This is a genomic window from Roseivirga sp. UBA1976 (assembly GCF_002336325.1).
Classification (GTDB): Bacteria; Bacteroidota; Bacteroidia; order Cytophagales; family Cyclobacteriaceae; genus Roseivirga; species Roseivirga thermotolerans.
Genome location: NZ_DDDQ01000104.1, coordinates 1 through 19082, shown reverse-complemented (window position 1 = coordinate 19082; position 19082 = coordinate 1). Strand labels below are relative to the sequence as shown.

General features: G+C 41.2%; 14 protein-coding genes and 1 tRNA gene. 6 read left to right on the top strand and 9 right to left on the bottom strand.

Annotated elements, in window-relative coordinates; genetic code table 11:
• Positions 1-220, top strand: a 220-nt coding sequence (locus B3763_RS10305; protein WP_286746233.1) for a hypothetical protein, incomplete at its 5' end; no start/stop codon positions are given.
• On the opposite strand, the gene B3763_RS10300 is transcribed toward B3763_RS10305, so the two are convergent.
• Both B3763_RS10300 and rpsA read right to left on the bottom strand, forming a co-directional pair.
• Positions 192-262 (bottom strand) — tRNA-Cys (locus tag B3763_RS10300). The two genes, B3763_RS10305 and B3763_RS10300, sit on opposite strands and share 29 nt — an antisense overlap.
• A gap of 213 nt (positions 263-475) precedes the next feature.
• On the bottom strand, positions 476-2479 hold the full coding sequence (gene rpsA / locus B3763_RS10295; RefSeq protein ID WP_286746231.1) for a 30S ribosomal protein S1: 2004 nt from the start codon (positions 2477-2479) through the stop codon (positions 476-478).
• Positions 2480-2856: 377 nt separating this feature from the next.
• Here rpsA and B3763_RS10290 point away from each other — a divergent pair, with 377 nt between their 5' ends.
• Positions 2857-3321 (top strand): GNAT family N-acetyltransferase, encoded by a 465-nt coding sequence (locus B3763_RS10290; RefSeq protein ID WP_286746229.1) that lies wholly within the window; start codon positions 2857-2859, stop codon positions 3319-3321.
• Positions 3322-3325: 4 nt separating this feature from the next.
• On the opposite strand, the gene B3763_RS10285 is transcribed toward B3763_RS10290, so the two are convergent.
• The 4 genes from B3763_RS10285 to B3763_RS10270 are packed head-to-tail and all read right to left on the bottom strand — an operon-like array spanning position 3326 to position 6156.
• Positions 3326-3973, bottom strand: coding sequence for a response regulator transcription factor (locus tag B3763_RS10285; protein ID WP_189630519.1), 648 nt, complete (start codon positions 3971-3973; stop codon positions 3326-3328).
• A 4-nt stretch (positions 3974-3977) separates the two neighbouring features.
• Positions 3978-4763, bottom strand: coding sequence for a sensor histidine kinase (locus tag B3763_RS10280; RefSeq protein WP_286746226.1), 786 nt, complete (start codon positions 4761-4763; stop codon positions 3978-3980).
• A complete protein-coding gene (locus B3763_RS10275; RefSeq protein ID WP_189630517.1) occupies positions 4742-5401 on the bottom strand; it encodes a hypothetical protein in 660 nt (219 codons plus the stop codon). Before B3763_RS10275 ends, B3763_RS10280 begins: the two co-directional genes overlap by 22 nt.
• 29 nt (positions 5402-5430) lie before the next feature.
• Positions 5431-6156: a hypothetical protein gene (locus B3763_RS10270; RefSeq protein ID WP_286746225.1), complete on the bottom strand. Its 726-nt coding sequence runs from the start codon at positions 6154-6156 to the stop codon at positions 5431-5433.
• Positions 6157-6957: 801 nt separating this feature from the next.
• On the opposite strand from B3763_RS10270, the gene purL reads away from it, so the two are divergent.
• On the top strand, positions 6958-10653 hold the full coding sequence (gene purL / locus B3763_RS10265; RefSeq protein WP_286746223.1) for a phosphoribosylformylglycinamidine synthase: 3696 nt from the start codon (positions 6958-6960) through the stop codon (positions 10651-10653).
• A gap of 153 nt (positions 10654-10806) precedes the next feature.
• Here purL and B3763_RS10260 read toward each other — a convergent pair whose 3' ends face one another.
• The 3 genes from B3763_RS10260 to B3763_RS10250 form a co-directional block, all read right to left on the bottom strand.
• On the bottom strand, positions 10807-11133 hold the full coding sequence (locus tag B3763_RS10260) for a hypothetical protein (RefSeq protein ID WP_286746221.1): 327 nt from the start codon (positions 11131-11133) through the stop codon (positions 10807-10809).
• A 65-nt stretch (positions 11134-11198) separates the two neighbouring features.
• Entirely contained in the window at positions 11199-13046 is a 1848-nt protein-coding gene (locus B3763_RS10255; RefSeq protein ID WP_286746219.1) for an FG-GAP repeat domain-containing protein, read from the bottom strand.
• 338 nt (positions 13047-13384) lie between these two features.
• Complete coding sequence (locus B3763_RS10250; RefSeq protein WP_286746217.1) at positions 13385-15226, bottom strand: FG-GAP repeat domain-containing protein; 1842 nt, start codon at positions 15224-15226, stop codon at positions 13385-13387.
• Between the two features lie 418 nt (positions 15227-15644).
• Here B3763_RS10250 and B3763_RS10245 point away from each other — a divergent pair, with 418 nt between their 5' ends.
• The 3 genes from B3763_RS10245 (at position 15645) to B3763_RS10235 (ending at position 19046) form a co-directional block, all read left to right on the top strand.
• Positions 15645-16706, top strand: coding sequence for a tyrosine-type recombinase/integrase (locus tag B3763_RS10245; protein ID WP_286746215.1), 1062 nt, complete (start codon positions 15645-15647; stop codon positions 16704-16706).
• 154 nt (positions 16707-16860) lie between these two features.
• Positions 16861-17655, top strand: a complete 795-nt coding sequence (locus B3763_RS10240; protein WP_286746213.1) for a hypothetical protein — start codon at positions 16861-16863, stop codon at positions 17653-17655.
• Positions 17656-17807: 152 nt separating this feature from the next.
• The gene (locus tag B3763_RS10235) at positions 17808-19046 is read left to right on the top strand and encodes a hypothetical protein (RefSeq protein ID WP_286746211.1); all 1239 of its coding nucleotides are present in this window, start codon (positions 17808-17810) and stop codon (positions 19044-19046) included.
• Positions 19047-19082 lie beyond the last annotated feature (36 nt).

The window sequence follows — 19082 nt, the reverse complement described above, 5'->3', positions numbered from 1 at the left end:
CATTTGTGAGGACACAAATGGCGGCAAGGTTCAGAAATATACTTCTTGTGACTTAAGTAAGTACCCCTATTATAATATTTCAAAGGTGCTCGCGAAGCTCTGTAAATTGAGGTTTCGAACCTGCGGCACGATTCAAGCCTTCCTACTGCCAACAAAAAAAGGTGACCTTGAAGGGTCACCTTTTTTTGTTGAGGCGCTGAGCGGATTCGAACCGCTGTAGAAGGTTTTGCAGACCTCTGCCTAGCCACTCGGCCACAGCGCCATTAGAATGGTCAAGGGCTCTGAGTGTACGGATGCATTAAGATTAAGTACTCTTTGCAGACCTTCCCGATTGCTCGGAATCACTCGGCCTATGTGCCACATTTTGGAAGCGCAAATTTAGGGATATTCATCAATTGCCCCAACAAAAGCGCAACTATGTCAATAAAAAAAGCATCCGCTTTTGGCGGATGCTTTTAATCTATTCTGTAACTGATTATTCTTCAGTCGATTCCTCAGCCTCTTCGGCAGCATCCTCTTTCTTAGCTGCTTTTTTCTTGGCTTCAGCTGCTTTCTTCTCGTTTGCTTTTTTGGTGTTGTCTTCCATTTCAGCTTTAAGAGCAGAAAGTGCATCGAGGTCTCCAAGCGTAGCTTGTTCAACAGGAGCCATCTTCACTTTTCCGGCACCTGAACCTGCTTTTTTCTTGGCTGGCTTCTCAATAGCCTGAGGGTTGTGGATGTTGGTATGAGACATAACTATACGCTTGTCGTCTTTAGAGAACTCAATTACTGAGAAGTCTAAAGTTTCTCCTACCTCCACGTTCGAACCGTCTTCTTTCTTCAAATGCTTGTTGGTGGCCACACCTTCCAAGCCGTAAGGCAATTCGAGTGTTGCACCTTTGTCATTCTTAGAAATAACAGTACACTTATGCGTTGACCCTGGAGTGAACACTGTTTCGAAAGTATCCCAAGGGTTCTCTTCCAACTGCTTATGACCCAAGGCCAATCTTCTGTTCTCGATATCCAATTCCAATACCTGAACATCCAGCTCATCGCCAACTTTTACAAACTCTGACGGATGCTTGATTTTCTTAGTCCAAGAAAGATCAGATACGTGTACAAGACCATCGATTCCTTCTTCCAACTCAATAAACAGACCGAAGTTGGTAAGGTTTCTAACAATACCGGTATGGTTGGTACCAACGGCATATTTGGTCAATACATCCGACTTAGTCCAAGGATCTTCAGTCAGTTGCTTAATACCCAAAGACATCTTTCTCTCTTCTCTGTCAAGCGTAAGCACCACAGCCTCAAGTTCATCACCAATGCTGATGAAGTCTTGTGGGTTTCTCAGGTGCTGAGACCATGACATTTCAGAAACGTGGATCAATCCTTCTACTCCTGGTAGAAGCTCAAGGAATGCACCGTAGTCTGCTACGTTTACAATTGTACCTTTCACCTTAGAACCTACCTCAATAGAAGCATCGAGTTTATCCCATGGGTGCTCAGTGAGTTGCTTCATACCCAACGAGATTCTCTTCTTATCGTCATCGAAGTCGAGAACAACAACGTTCACTTTCTCATCCAGGCTCAATACCTCAGACGGATCGTTGATTCTACCCCATGAAATATCGGTAATGTGAAGGAGACCATCTACACCACCCAAATCGATGAATACACCGAAGTTGGTCATGTTCTTGATTACACCTTCCAGTACCTGGCCTTTCTCAAGGTTTTCAAGGATTTCAGCTTTTTGCTGCTCAAGATCTTTTTCGATCAATACTTTGTGAGATACTACTACGTTGTCGTTGGTGTAGTTGATTTTCACAACTTTTACTTCCATTTTCTTACCAACGAACACATCGAAGTCTCTGATAGGCTTCACATCGATTTGAGAACCCGGCAAGAATGATTCTACGCCATAGATGTCTACAATAAGACCTCCTTTGGTTCTTCTCTTCACATAGCCTTCAATTACTTTATCATTGTCGAGCGCATCTTGAATAAGCTCCCAGGCTCTTACAATCTTGGCCTTTCTTCTGGAAAGTACCAATTGTCCTAGTGCGTTTTCTTGCTCTTCAATGTAAACTTCAATTTGGTCACCTACCTTAAGGTCTGGTGTATCTCTAAATTCAGAGGCACTTACCAATCCATCAGACTTGTAGCCAATGTTCAATACAACATCTCTTTCTCCAACAGAAACTACCGTGGCTTTTATCACTTGTTTCTCCTCAATAGAGTTCAATGTATCTTCATACATTGCAGAAAGCTCTTCTTTTTTCTTTTTGGAATAGCCTTCACCGAAACCTTTGGTTTCAAAGTCTTCCCAATTGAAATCTTCAGGGCTTTGTTGAGATTTTGCAGATGATTTTTTTGCAGATTCTTTTTTGGCATCGGAAGCTAGCGCTTCTTCTACTGCCACTTCTTGGGCTTCTGCGGCCTCTACTTGAGGAGTAGCTTTCTCTTCTACTGCCTCAGGTGCTTTTTTTTCTTCAGACATGATAATCTGCCCTGTGATTACTCCTTTCGCTGCCCAGGGCACTCAACGAAGGATTTTTGTTGAACATTCCCGAATACTCGAGACCGCCTCTCCCGAAACGGACTGCAAAGGTAAGGAAATAATTTAAAAATACGATACCCCAGTCTGGAGTAAAGCATTAAGTGACATAGTGTTAGAAATTGCTATTACAGCTCTTGCAGGCAATCACGGAAGATAAAAGCAAAAAGGACTGCCAAAAGACTATACAACAGCAAGATTATCAAAAGTTTATCTTTCGAAAATGAACTTATTTGAAACAGATAAAATTGAGTTTTATACATTAGTTTGAACAGGTTTTTGGCACCACGTTCAGTTTAAGAACAAACACCCGACTCTCTATGGAAATAAGAAGAATAAACCCGAAAGATGCAGAAGCATTGATTGCTGAACTTGACGAGTACCAAAGCCGGCTCTACCCTTCTGGCAGCTGCCATCTGGACAGTATTGAAACTTTGCAACAAGAGAATGTCTATTTCTATGGGGCCATGGAGCATGAACGAATTGTGGCCATAGGATCCGTCAAAGTCTTTGCCGATTATGGCGAGTTAAAGCGTATTTATGTTCCCCCTTCGCAAAGAAGAAGAGGTCTTGCTCAAAAGATTATACATCAACTGGAAACTCTACTCATTGAAAAGAATATTCATACGGTACGTCTTGAAACAGGCCCTTTCTCTAAAGATGCAATTGCCTTATATGAAAAATTAGGCTATTCCATTCGAGGTAAGTTTGGCGACTACGAAGACGACCCTCTGAGTACTTTTATGGAGAAGCAACTCCATGCAGAAAGCAGGGAAGCCTTATAATGTGTTAAACTTGCACTAAATCTTCTTTGATAGCCTTTACGATTAATCCGGCTGTATTCTTTACCCCAAGCTTATCGATCAGATTCTTGCGATGACCCTCTACTGTACGGTGACTAATGAATAGTTTTTCGGCTATTTCTTTGGCTGTATACTCCTGGCAAATTAATTCCAGCACCTCAATTTCTCTGGAAGTAAGGCTCTCCCTGTAGCCCAAACTTGGTTTCTTTTTCACCTGTCCCTTCAAACCTCCCAACATGGCCTGGGAAACCATTTTATTGAAATAGAATCCTTCCTCAACCACACTGGTTATGGCTTTTTGAAATTCCTCCGGGCTAGTATCTTTTAATAAGTAGCTGTTGGCCCCAAGCTCCATCAGATAGGCCACCATTTTGGCATCGCTGTGCATGGTGAGTATAATTATACCCAAATCAGGCTGAATGGGTCTTAGCTGCTTTAAAGCCTCCAATCCATCTACTTCTGGCATATCCAGATCCAATAAGAGCACATCGGTTTGGTGCTCTGCAATAGTTTCTAGCAACTCTCGACCATTAGACGCTTCAAAGACCACCTCCAGGTTATCCATTTGATCCATCAAAAAGCGCAGACCTTCTCTAAAAAGCTTATGGTCATCGGCAATAGCTACTCTTATCATTGGTTTAAGGTTTTAATTTTGACTTGAGAACAACCTGAAAACCAGGCTCACTTTCTTTCATTTCCAGTTCTCCTTGCATAAGACTCAACCGGCTTCTCATATTCTGAATACCCAATCCATTGGCCGTGTCGCTTTCCGCTCCCAGCCCTTTACCATCATCGCTGTAGTTCAAAATCAACTGATCCTTTTCCGTTATCAACTCTATCCGAATATTAGAAGCCTCGGCATGTTTGAGGGTGTTGTTTATCAGCTCCTGAACAATTCGATACCAATTGAGTGCATACTCATCGTCTATACTGGTCGATACGGCATGGTGAAAGCTGACATAAACCTGATCGCTTTCGTTTATTTTATCCACCACATTGGCAATGGCTTCGACCAATCCGAGACGCTCCAGAACCACCGGTCTAAGGTCATGTGAAACCCTTCTTACGGTGCTCATGCTCTCTTCCAACAGACTGAAGGCCTTATTCTTTACTTCATTGAAGCGCTCGGGCGGGTTAGCCTGATCAAGGTGTTGAAAATAGAGTTTAGTAGTTGTGAGCAGTGCCCCAACCTCATCGTGCAAGTCTTTGCCAATGCGGTTCCTTTCTTTCTCCTGACTCTGAAAGTTGGCCCTGAGCAGTTGCTTTTGATAGTCGGCCTCCTTTCTTTGATGCAATTGTTGCTGACTGAGTAATCTTCTCTGGTATACCACAAAGAAAATGACAATACTCAAAGACAATAAGAACATGCCGAGCATTGAACCAATGAGAAGTTGCTCAGCACTTATTGAGGAGGTCTCACCCATAATGATATCAAGTAGGCCGTTACCAAAACGAGGTTAAAAAGAGCATTCATAATGGAAGCTATAAAATTTGCTTCAGTATTCGCCTTCAAAATATTGAAAACAAGAAGAAAGAGCAGTATTGTACTGGAGTAATACAATAACACTCCGGTATTGAACCAAAAAAGAGGCTCCCTTTCCAGCGACCTGTATTGAGTTTGTTTAAGCAAAGAGTAATAGTACGACACACACCATATAATAAAGACCATACACATGGAGAAAATAGCGTATGTGGGCAGTTGTTCAAGCGGCTGCCAGAACACAGTATTGACCACAAAAAAGCCTATGGCAATGACTAAAATCACTCTGAAAAAAGTGACAGAAAATAAGCTTTTGAGCTCTTGCGAGTAAATTTTCCAGGTGAAATAGAACAGCAGTGGCACATAGAGATGATACACCCACAAATTGTTCTTGAACATCTTGGCAATAAAGTAGCCAAGCCAATAGTTTAGTGCGCTGAGAATAGCAACATAGAAAATAATTTTCTGAGTTCTGTTGAGTCTATTTCTATAGACCAAACCCAGTATTACCGGTGCAAATAAATACCATGCGTAAGCTCTTACAATTACATCAAGGGTAGACTCATTAAAAATCTCACTCATTTCCTATGTTGCAATAAAGACTTAGAAAATTAATCCGGACAATTAGGAGGACAAGGCCCTACAAAATCCAAGTATGTAGCTTCGGGGTCATCTTGCAGGAACCCATTCTTATTAGGTGTATAAATTTGAACGAGAGGCACAAAAGGAATCATTTGCCGGGCCGCGTCACCGTAATTCACACCATAGTGAACCAGAAGACTCTTACCAGCCGTACAAACCTCACGCATCACCAGAATATCGTCTACGGGAATCACAAACTTCAGAACCCTTCTTGGTCTGCCAAGAAACAGATCGCTTCCCTTGTCCTTGTCTTGTAGATTAACGAAGAAGATAGCATTCATTTCGAAGTAAGGAATGTGTGCCCAGTTGGCGCAAACCTCATTTTTATAATTAACCGACTCTCCCAGGCGAGGAATAGTAGGTGTAGTATTGGGAGTAATGTAGGTCAGAAAATGATCTCCATCTCCCTGATAGTATGTCTTTTCGCCATTGATCCTCATTTCCCAGATCACCTGAACTTTATCATCTTCCACCCCCAGGCAAAGACAAAGACCATCTGAAGAGCTTTCCAAATCGAGGCTCATCAATTGATCTAAAAACTCCTTAGAAATTTGGCCAAAGTCTCGGGCGGTAATGCGATTAAACTCTCCATCGTCTTCGGAAAACACCTCAAAAGAGGAGATAATAGACTCCTGTCGTAACTGCTGCCAACCCACTTGTAACCTTTGGGCGGCTTCTTTAGATATTCTTTTCATGATCTGATAGTTTAAGTGTCATTTAAAAAACTGAGTGAGTCTACTGTACATTAACCGCCTAAATATATTGCCTTCTTTATTGAAACCTGCATCATTTCTATGGTAAAGCCCTGCTCTTTAGGAGCAGGGCTTTTATTTCTCTCAACAGTGTCGGCTAGTCTAAGAGAATAACCTAAGCGTGCGTGTTTAATGGCATGTGTTTATAATTGAAGAGAGAAATCTCCATAGTCACCAAAGAAGACTAATAATTGACTGTTGATACAAATTTGAGGGAAGTAGGCAGGGATCAAAAGCGATGAAATACCCGAAAGATTAAACACGTATTTTTACGTATCTCCTCTCCTTTTAAAAAAAGACAGGGGCCACCTTCAAAGTCCGGTCCTTGTCTGAGGCATTGCATACCTCAAAACAATTATGAAACTCTGGCGATAACCCCTGCTGGCTGGTCATTGCAAAAAATAGTGGCAATGATTGAGTCTGATTCAGAAAAATTCACCTAAACATCTAATCACACCCACACCGTTTTTAAAAGCCCCTGCTAACTCGTATTGCAGGAATTTGGCTTCTGCTGACATATGTTGATTGCCAGACAAAACTCTGCCTTTGGTGAGTGAAAAAACAGGTAGAGAATACCCCAAAAGAAGAACAGGTATTTTCACCCGTCACCCATTAATGGCGTACAAGTATTTTTAAACACCTTTCTGTGCAAAACCAAAGGTTGACCACCGGTTTTATAGTTCTTAAACCCAAATCTTTTTCTAATTTTGCGCGGGTAATTCGTACCCAAACGCAATCGATCTAATGATTCAGTTTTTTGATGCCGGACAAGGCAAAATCTATGCTGTAGGCCTTTCTGAAACACTCTCACCACAAGACCTTCCTAAACTCCTCTGGCTTTTTGGCAATGCCAAAACAATAGAAGCCACCGAATTAAAAGGATACTACGTGGGGCCACGCAAGGAAATGATTACCCCGTGGAGCACCAATGCGGTAGAAATTACCCAAAACATGGGTATTTCAGGAATTTCCCGTATCGAAGAATTCGAGCAGGTAGAATCGGCCAACGTAGCCTTCGACCCCATGTTGCAGGTACTATACACCTCGCTGGATCAGTCGCTTTTTACCATAGACATTGAACCCGAACCGGTACGTTATATCGATGACATTGCTACCTACAATCAAAAAGAGGGTTTGGCGCTCAGCGATGAGGAAATTGACTACCTAAACGATGTGAGCCGGCAGTTGGGTCGCAAACTAACCGATGGTGAAGTGTTTGGCTTCTCTCAGGTAAACTCCGAACACTGCCGACACAAAATATTCAATGGAGTCTTTATAATCGATGGGCAGGAAATGCCTACCTCGCTCTTTAAACTCATCAAGAAAACATCTGAGCAAAACCCCAACAAGCTAGTCTCGGCCTACAAAGACAACGTGGCCTTTATAGAAGGCCCTGTGGTAGAGCAATTTGCTCAAAAAACACAAGACAAGGCCGACTGGTTTGAAACCAAAGACTTTAACTCGGTAATTTCGCTAAAGGCCGAAACGCATAACTTCCCAACAACTGTTGAACCTTTTAATGGTGCAGCTACAGGCTCTGGCGGAGAAATAAGAGACCGCATGGCCGGAGGCAAAGGCTCCATGCCACTGGCTGGAACAGCCGTGTATATGACCTCTTACTCCCGACTGGAGGAAGGACGAGCCTGGGAAGCCAACATGCCGGAGCGAAAGTGGCTCTATCAGACTCCAATGGATATCCTCATCAAGGCCTCTAACGGTGCTTCCGATTTCGGCAACAAGTTTGGTCAGCCTCTAATAGCCGGATCGGTACTCACCTTTGAGCATCAGGAAAACGGCAAAAAACATGGCTTTGATAAGGTCATTATGTTGGCCGGAGGTATTGGCTATGGAAAGAAAGAAGACGCTCTGAAAGATACCCCTGAGGTAGGTGATAAAATTGTGGTGATGGGTGGCGACAACTACCGCATTGGAATGGGAGGTGGAGCCGTTTCTTCTGTCGATACCGGAGAGTTTGCCTCAGGCATAGAACTAAACGCCATTCAGCGTTCTAATCCGGAAATGCAAAAGAGGGTTTACAATGCCGTTAGAGCCATGGCCGAAATGGATAAGAACCCAATCGTTTCCATTCACGATCATGGTGCCGGTGGCCACCTCAACTGCCTTTCCGAACTGGTAGAAGAAACCGGAGGAGTAATTGACGTAAAGAAATTACCTGTGGGAGACCCTACCCTATCTGACAAGGAGATCATTGGCAATGAATCTCAGGAAAGAATGGGGCTGGTAATGAAGCAACAAGACATTGACTACCTCAAAAAAGTAGCCGAAAGAGAAAGAGCCCCTATTTATGTGGTAGGAGACATTACAGGAGATCATAAATTCAAGTTCGAAAACAAAGAAACCAATGAGCACCCCATCAACTGGGAGCTGGCCCATATGTTTGGTTCATCTCCAAAAACCGTATTGGAAGATAAATCAACTCCAAGTCAGTATGCTGAGGTTTCTTATGACACCAAAAAACTTCAGGAATACCTGAATGCCGTACTTCAACTGGAAGCTGTGGCCTGTAAAGACTGGCTCACCAATAAGGTAGACCGCTGTGTAACAGGTCGTGTAGCCAAGCAACAAACTGCCGGACCAATTCAGTTGCCTTTGAACAACGTGGGGGTAATGGCATTGGACTACAGAGGCATTAAAGGTATTGCTACCACTATTGGTCATGCTCCTGTTTCAGCTTTGATCGATCCCGTAGCTGGTTCTCAGCTTTCGGTAGCTGAATCGTTAACGAACATCATCTTCGCTCCTATTTCTGATGGTATTAAGGGGATTTCCCTTTCCGCCAACTGGATGTGGCCAGCGAAGAATGCCGGTGAAAATGCCAGACTCTATGCGGGTGTAAAAGGCCTTTCAGACTTTGTTTGCGAATTGGGCATTAACGTGCCTACCGGAAAAGACTCTATGTCTATGACCCAGAAATACAAAGACGATGTGGTTTACGCTCCGGGAACAGTGATTGTCTCAGCAGTTGGCGAAGTAAGCGACCTGAAACAAGTGGTTGAGCCGGTACTTCAACCAAACTTTGAGTCGACCTTGCTGTATGTAGACATGTCTGGTGATGACTTCAAATTAGGGGGTTCATCTTTCGCACAGATAGTAGGTAAAATTGGAACCTCAGCACCGACCATTAAGAGTGCTTCCCGATTTGCCGCTACGTTCGACTATGTTCAGCAACTGATCAAAGAAGGAAAAGTTCTGGCAGGTCACGATGTATCTGCTGGCGGGTTAATCACCGCACTATTGGAAATGACTTTCTCTCAGGTAGACCTGGGAATTTCTGCTGACCTAAAAACCATCAAAGGAGCTGACGATATTTCAGTATTCTTCTCTGAAAAGCCTGCTTTAGTTCTTCAAATTGCTAATGAACATTTGGCCGAGGTAGTGGGTAACCTTTCAGCACTTGGAACAATCAATTATGAACTTGGAGCGCCTATTGGTGAGCCAATCCTTTCAATTCAAACCAACACCCAGAGCTACCTTTTCGATATAGAAAGTCTAAGAGACACCTGGTATAAAACCTCTTACCTTCTCGACCAAAAACAGTCTGGCAAGGAACTGGCAAAAACACGTTTCGAGAACTATAAAAAACAACCGCTTCAGTTTAAATTCCCTGAAGGTTTCAGTGGTCAGTACGATGCACTCGGACTCGACCCGAATAGAAAGAATTCAACAGGAATTAAGGCAGCCATTATCCGTGAAAAAGGGGTAAATGGTGACAGAGAAATGGCCTACGCCATGCACCTGGCCGGTTTTGACGTGAAAGACGTACACATGACCGACCTGATTGCAGGTCGTGAAGATTTAAGCGATGTCAATTTCATCGCCTTCGTTGGTGGCTTCTCTAACTCAGACGTTCTGGGATCTGCCAAAGGCTGGGCCGGAGCATTCCTGTACAATGAAAAAGCCAAAGCAGCACTAGATAATTTCTATGCCCGTGAAGACACTATTTCATTGGGTATTTGTAACGGTTGTCAGCTGATGGGTGAGTTGGGTCTACTTTACCCTGAACACAAAGTGCATCCTAAACTAGACCATAACATTGCCCATAAGTTTGAGTCGGGTTTTGTGAATGTTACGGTTCCAGAAAACAACTCTGTGATGCTTGGCTCTTTATCAGGTACAAGATTAGGTATTTGGGTAGCGCACGGTGAAGGTCGTTTCCGACTTCCTGAAGCTGAAAGCGATTACCACGTGATTGCCAAGTACAGTTATGAGGCTTACCCTGCCTCACCAAACGGTTCCGATTACCACGTAGCAGGCTTGGCCAGCAAGGATGGACGCCATTTGGCCATTATGCCACACTTTGAACGTTCCATCTTCCCATGGAATTGGGCTAACTACCCTGCCGAACAAAAAGCGGATATTCTAAGCCCATGGATTCAGGCATTTATCAATGCTAAGAATTGGGTAGCGGAGAGAGTATAAAAAAAGAGGCTGTCTCAAAAGCCACCATGTTCGTCATTCCCAGCTTGACTGGGAATCTCCATCGGCCTTAGGAGCCAGTTTCGAGAGATTCCCGATCGGAGTCGGGAATGACGGTTAGCTTTTGAGACATCCTTTTTTTATTTACTTTTTAATCTAAACGGTTTTAGTAAACAATCCATAAAAACCCTCAGTGGAGTTTACGGTTGAAACGCCTCCTGCAAGTTCGATTCCATGGGAACCATCTTTGGTAGGGGTCGATCCTGCTGCTCCCAGGTATTGATATCCGCAAGTATCCAGTGCCCAAAGTTGCAATACGGTTGGATCACCTAAATCATTTTCGAAATTATAGTGAACGCTTATTCCATAAGTTTTGCCTCTGAGAGTAAATGTTCCAATACCTGCTCCATAAACATCGTAAGCCGATGTGATTTCTAAAGCAGCTCCTAATTTTTCGTTGGTATATTTCCCTAGCAAACTCATTATCATTGTTTCCAATTAGTCGTGGTTTGGATAAACTGGCTACTATCCTTCTGAAAGATTATCACCTAGTTTTGCTCTCCCAGCCAAAGTATGTGAGGAGAAGCCACATGCATTACGAAAAAATCCTGATCACCATCACCGTCAAAGTCTCCCACTGTTAAGCCAGTAGAAGAATGATTCCCAAGCGGTAGATCGCTTTCGATGAAAGTCGCGTTGCCATCATTTATCCATAATTTGTAAGGTTCTGAGTAATAAGAAACGGTCAATGCATCCAAATCTCCATCCAGGTCAAAATCAACCATTGCTAAACCATTTACATTGTGGCTAACTAGCTCCTGGCCTGTATCAGAAAAATTACCAGCACCATCATTCAAAAGTACTTTGTTTAATTGTTGAGCGGAATTGAACCTATAATAGGCAACAAAAGCATCCAGATCGTCATCTCCGTCTAAATCTACCAATGCAATTTTCACACTGCGCCCATTCCCGAGAGATTGCCCGCTCATGGTAAAGCTTCCGTTACCATCATTGAACCATAGCTGATCAGATTGATCTAAACTTGCCACGAAAATGTCCAGATCACCATCTCCATCAACATCACCTAAATCCAACGAATGTGCTTCTGTAGTTCCCAAACCCTGACTCATACTAAAATTCCCAGAACCATTATTAATCCATACATTGTTTGGCTGGCCTGCAGCGCTACCAACCACAACATCCAAATCTCCGTCTCCGTCAAGATCGCCCAGGTCTGCAAATAAGCTTGAGAAATTGCCAAGCAGCTGACCACTATTTGTAAAATGAGCTGCTCCATCGTTCCTCCAAACTGTGTTGGGCTGATTATCCGTGTTGGTTATAAAGGCATCTAAGTCGCCATCGCCATCCAGGTCTCCAAGGGCCACATAACTAGCATTGCTGTTGCCTATCAACTGACCAGAGTTCGAGAAATTTCCAGCACCATCATTGATCCACACCTCCGATGCTGATCCATTACTTCTGGTCATGAACAAATCCAAGTCACCATCATTATCCAGATCACCAGAGACCACTTCTATTCCTGAAGAATTGAAAATCTGACCACTTTCCACAAAGTTCGTGGAGGGCAAGCCTTCCTCTTCTTTCTTATATAGAATTACCTTCAATTCCTCAATGGAGTAGGATTTTAGTTCTTGATTACTAAAGTTGAGTTTTAGAGTCTGATAGCCTGCTTTTTCAAAAATCAATTCGTAATCATACCCATCCACTATAGCAACCCGATTGGTTTTGTCAATTAATTCTCCCTCATACAGTTTGTTGTTGGTTCCGGCTTCATAAACTGCAATACCGGCAGTAGAAAGCTCAACCTCTTTAGTTGATTCATCATAAACAAAAGCTGTTACCCGAAAGGTAAAATATTCTACTACTGAAAATTGGAAAGAAGCATAGCCCAAATCGTCTAGGGTAAAATCTTTAATCTCAATCACCTCAGGAATGACACGGGTTATTTCATTGGGTGAAATTGAAATGTCAATGGGTAGTGGTTTACTAACCAAATGATCTAAATCAGATCCTTTAATGGGTGTGGCATAAATCACATTACCCTTTTCATCTAATACCAAAAACTCCGTGAGTTGGTAATTGCCAGGGTTCAACGTAATTGGTTCAGCCATTAAAGCACCATTATGGTTTATCAAGCTTAAATGCTTCTGATTATATATTGGGCTGCCTTCCTGATCGATCAAAGTCAGTACGATTGTTCTGGCCAATGCCATATTGTTTTCTGAATTGGCACCTCCACGCTGGTTATTGGGTGTTGAAATACCAAGCTGAACAGAGCCCTGAATGGATTTGTCCGGAGACAGTTCATCATCACAAGCGAACAGCGTAACTGTTATTAAAATAACGGCATATGCCAGGTTTTTCAGTTTTCTCATTTTGGTCTGGTTTTGTGAATTACTCCCAATCGACCAACCCCTAGGTCATTAATCCAAAATCTTGATTAAAGTCCCTAATAAGGCTGATGAGAGGTTTCAACAGATCAAAATTGTAATAGATTGACGGGTCTCTAGAGCGCTGAAAAGCCTCAATAAAGAAAATGAGCATAAATACCTACATCAGCCAAAAGTACCTGCAAGTGGAGATGGAGATACTTTTTTCATTGGCGACAAGGTATCATGGGCTTAATGCGTTGGCCCAAACCGGATTAAACGAAACCGGTCTGAGTGCTTACCCAGACCGGAATTAATATTCTAAAATTGGATTTACTAGTTGACTAGTTCTGCTCTCCTAGCCAGAGTATGTCTGAGACAAAATTGCCGTTGGTAACAAACAAATCAAGGTCACCATCGCCATCAAAGTCTCCAGAAGTTGCGCTTCCACTACTAAAGTTTCCAAACGAAATTCCACTATTGGTTAGATTACCTGCGCCATCGTTCCAATAAAGTATATGAGGCTGGTTATTTTCTGATACCGTAAATACATCTATGTCTCCATCCAAGTCAAAGTCTTTTAAGATGATCTCTGTAACTCTCAAACTGCTCAGTGATTGACCACTGTTATTGAACATGCCAGAACCATTGTTTAACCAAACTGTACTCCCCTGGTCGTGACCACCAATCAATGCATCAAGGTCAGAGTCACCATCCAGATCGGCCAAATGCACTCTCATGCTTCTATCGTTCCCCAGAGATTGACCACTGTTAGTAAAGTTAGCATTACCATCATTTAAGTAAACCAAATCAGCCAGACCCGAGGTTGGATTTGAGTTCGCTACGAATACATTAAGACTGCCATCTCCATTAAGGTCTCCAATTGAAATGTCGTTGGCCGCCATACTTCCGGTAATCATACCTACCTCGGTAAAAATGCCAGTCCCATCATTTATAAGGATTGGGAGGTTATAGTAATCCACTACTATGGCATCCAGGTCACCATCATTGTCTAGATCTGCTAGTTCTACCCGACTTGTTGCTGAATTACCAAGAGTTTGACCGCTATCGGTAAAATTCCCGTTACCGTCATTGAACCAAACCAAATTCGGTTGTTCACTCCATTGAACCATAAAGGCATCTAGATCACCATCACCATCCAAATCACCAAGAGCAGCATCAATTACATTTAAGGTCCCAAGGTTATCTCCGTTGGAATAATTGCCACTGCCATCGTTCAACAGAACTTCGGTGGGATGGCCATTGGTTCTGGTAATAAACAGATCCAAATCTCCATCACCGTCCAAATCTCCAGTGTTAACGCTGGTTCCCAATTCAACACTGAAAGCTTGCCCGCTATTAATAAAACTCATGGAAGGCGCTGAGTTGTTCAACTGTAGAATCACTTCCATAGGGATAACGGCAAAGGCCTTTAACTCACTATTCGCATAATTAATTTCAACCGATTGATATCCTGATTTCTCAATGAGCAATCTGTAATCGAACCCATCTCTAATTGCAATTGAATTTGTATTGGCTCCCAATTCTGTAGTATATAACTGATTGCCGGAAGCTTGGTCGAAGACTGTAAGAGTGGCTGTTGTGAGTTGAATAGTCTGGCTCACATCATCGAATGCGAAAGCAGCAATTAGGAAATTGAAATGTTCTACCAGAGTAAACCGGAAACTCACATATCCAAAATCATCCGGTGTGAATTCTTCGGTACTGATCACTTCTGGCACTACTGTAGTCGTTTCATCGGTAGTAACCGCAAAATCAATCGGCAATGGGTCATTGACCAGGTGATCATATGCTGACCCTTCTATTGGCGTAGCAAATATTACGGCTCCCTGCTCGTCCAGCACCAAAAACTCGGTCAGTTGATAATGTCCGGGATTTAAGGAAAGTGGTGCTCCTACCATGGTCCCTGAGAAGTTAAAGACTTCAATTTGCTCCTGATCATAGATAATATTACCCTGATCATCTTTGACGGTTACAACAAGTGCTCGGGCATCTGTCAACTCACTTTCTTGCGCTGCAGCTCCCCGGCTACCTGAGTTAAGTTCGCCCAAACTGAATTGAACGGAACCTGGCGAATTAGAAGGAATCCCATCCTCATTTTGGCAGGCAAAGCATACAATAAACACCGCTAACATGAGCGGTAAAATTCTCTTTAAGGTTTTCATTTGAATGTTGGTTTAAATGTTCTGGTTAGGCGTCCACCGATTCATCTATGGAGGACATTATTTGGGGGCTAAGCCCGAATACAAAAGCCTTTGATGAATCAAATTTGAAGGGGAATGAGGCAGATTTTGAGAGCTGAAAAAGCCAAAAGAAAAAAGAGGTAGAAATACCTAGTTGTTCAAAAAACACCCTTTCAATCAAGTCTAACAAGAGCACTATTGTAACCTCCCTAGGAACTAGAGAAATTACTCGGCAGAGCAAAAAGCAGATGTACTGAGCCCATGGATTCAAGCCTTTATCAATGCTAAGAATTGGGTGGCGGAGCGAAGCTAGAGTCTAGATATTAGATAGTAGATTGTAGAAACCAACTTGAGCAATTAGGTTGGTTTTTCTGTTTTTTGCTAAATTGAAAAACACACAATGAAACTTGAGTCAATCCATATCGAAGGAAAGTCTTTTTATGGCATTGCTATACCATACAATAGCGAGCTTATTAAAAAGGCCAAAAAGCTCAAGGGTCACTGGAATCCTGAATTTAAAGTTTGGCTATTCCCATTTACACCAGGGCAAAAAGAAAGGCTAGAGCAAGTTTTCAATCTGCAAGAAATGGTTGATCCAAAACCATCAATTCTAAAGGAGAAATCTAAAGTCCCGAAAGAATATCTGGAGCAGCTCGAGCGAAGGCGTTACAGCCCCAACACTATTCAAACCTACATTTCACTTTTTGAACAGTTCGTTAATTACTTTCCAGACATTGCCCCCGAGAAGCTTGGCGATAAAGAGGTAATGACGTTTCAAACCTATTTGGTAAAGCAAAAGAAGGTTTCTACAAGCAGCCAAAACCAATATATAAATTCCATCAAGTTCTATTTTGAAAAAGTACTAGGGCGAGACAGGGGTTACTATCATATAGAAAGACCCATTAAGGAATTTAAACTCCCCAAAGTACTGACTGAAAAAGAAGTGGCTTCAATCCTCAATGCGGTGCATAACCTTAAGCACAAGGCAATGTTGCTGATGGTTTATAGCTCCGGATTAAGAGCAGGTGAATTGATTAACCTAAAAATAACTGATATCGACAGCGAACAAATGCGTGTATTTGTAAGAGGGGGAAAAGGCAAAAAAGATAGAGTAACCATTCTCTCGCAAAAGGCCCTTGACGTACTCCGACAATACTTTAAAAAATATCGACCGAAGGAATATTTATTTGAAGGTCAGACGGGAGGACAATATAGTTCAACAAGTCTAAGAAGTGTTTTTTCAAAAGCTCTACAAAAAACTAAGACTAACAAGGGAGTAACGTTGCATTCATTACGACACAGTTTTGCAACCCACTTACTTGAAAAGGGAGTTGATATTAGATATATCCAAGTATTGCTTGGTCATAACTCCAGTAAGACCACAGAAATTTATACACATATAACACACAAAGGATGGGAGAAAATACAATCACCATTAGACAATTTGGATATCAACCTATAGCTTTAAAAAGTGAGCGTTATACACCATATTTAGTTGGCTATCGCTCACTTTTGATAAATTATTGGAAATATATCGTTCACTTTTTTGAGCGTTATACAACGTTGGCAACAAGCTGAAAAAAATGAGATACTTAAGACCATACACGTTGAAAAGAATGAAACTTCAAAAATTCTGTCAGATTTTAGAAGAGAGAATTCAAGAAGAAATTCAAGATGCTTATCCGACTGATTGGGATGAAGATTATATAACTCGGAGAATTTTAGTTGCAATTAAATCATTGAACTATTCTCAAGTTGAATATCTCACTACGTTTAATAATATATTCATAAAAGCCTTTAAACAAAAAGGTAAAATTGAAACCAACTACGGAGATATAGCTTTCGTTTTAGACATCACCTACAAAGACGGAGATTCTATTAAAGGTGTTGCATTTCTTGAAGCTAAAAGAAGATATGAGGGAACGAATGAATACAGCGCTATAAAATTACCTCAATTAGAAACTATTTATTCAAATGCACCTTCAGCAAGACTTTTACTCTACAATTATGGTTATATGTCAAATTTAGCACCAACAGGAATTGATAGTGCAAGCAGTTCTGGCTCTGGAATATTGCCGAAAATCCCTTCTACCAATACTTCTGCTTTACCAATTAATACAGCTATCCACTTGAAATCAAAAACTGATAGCTTAGAGAAATTCTCAATTCCATTTTCATATCAATTTACTTACAGATATTTATTTGGAATGGATTTAGAGTTTGGAGATGATATTGTAGAAAAGGTTTTAGGAAATGCGAAAAATAAAGAGGATTTACCCAAATACGTAATTCCGATTACGATTAAACCTGGTAAAAAAGGAGAAAAAGAGTTAGATATTCAAGTTGAGACAAATGTAAATCGAGAAGTTTTTGCAGAAATCACTGATATATCAAGATTTGATGAAGAATAAAAGCCAGTTGCCAACACCGTGTATAATTAATGGCTGGTTCTCGTCTATTTACGAAAATCCTCGCGGATTTTCTATTCAGTTTTTATTTGCTAAATTAGGTGCTTAAGCAAGCCACTAATCATACACAAACACGTTGGCCGTAATATGAAAAAATGAAAGAACAGATAGAACAACTAAAAACTGAATATTCCCTTAGTATTGAAGAGAGAAAAGTTCAATATCCTGACGAAGAGATTCGGACAATGTACCTTGTACACGGATTAAAAGAAAAGGAATCCATAGACTTCTTGATTCGAGAAGAATCAGATGTAGACGTGTTAAAGGAACTTTTGGAGAAAGCACCATATCTGTATAGTGACTTCATTGGGACTTATTCCGATTCATCAATTCAAATTGTATTATCAACAGTTTCATATCGTAGTTTTCGTGGTATTGACCGAGATGAAGAAGGTAAAGAGATTATCAAAATAAAGTTGAACTATTTTAAAAATGAACTCGACATTTCCTTGAAACTAGCAACATCTGATGATTTGATATCAAAGTATAGTCAAATTCTTCGAGGAGCAAGAAGGTATTCTAGGAGAGCACCGTTAATTATCCAAATTGACAACTATGATAAAATAACAGGGGAAGGAATTGAGAACGACACAAGAAACATTTTGAATTCAGTTCTTTTCGATATTGAGTACACTTATGGACTTGGGTTTGAAACAATAAACATTGACTCCCTTACCAGAAGATATTTTAGAAGAAATGACCAGTTCAGCGAACTACCTTCAGAACAAATTAATTTAGTCTATAAAAAATATATCCCTGAACTAATTGAGTACTTCCATATTGGTGAGAAAGTAGATTATTTGCCATTCAAGTTCATATGTTATTATCACGTAATTGAATACTTTTCTGATAAAAGTGCATACTATGTTGTCTCGGATTATTTAAAGAAGCTACTTCTTAAACCTGACTTTCACACAAAAACAAACCATTACGTTAACCAAGCAATTAACTTTTTCAAAAAGGAAAGTGACAGATACACATCTGACAAAATCAAAGTTGAGCGGGTATTAAGACAATTTATTACTAGAGAAGAATTAGCTGAACAACTAAACAATTTAGGAATAATTGACCATTTCGAAACTGAAGCAACACTTGAATGCTCGAAGACCCTAAAGCTACCTAAAATTGATTTTAGCACTGACTCAAACTTCTTTGGAAACTTAACAAAACGAATCTACTCTGTAAGGTGCTCTATAGTTCATTCAAATCCAGATTTTGATGAAACTAAAGCAATTCCATTTGTTCCAACTACAAAAAATATGGAAATATTAAGAATGGAAATTGAGCTTGTGTTACAGATTAGTAGAACTATAATAATTGGAAGTAAAGAATAAAAAATACTACGGCCAATCGAGTAGACGGCCGTGAGC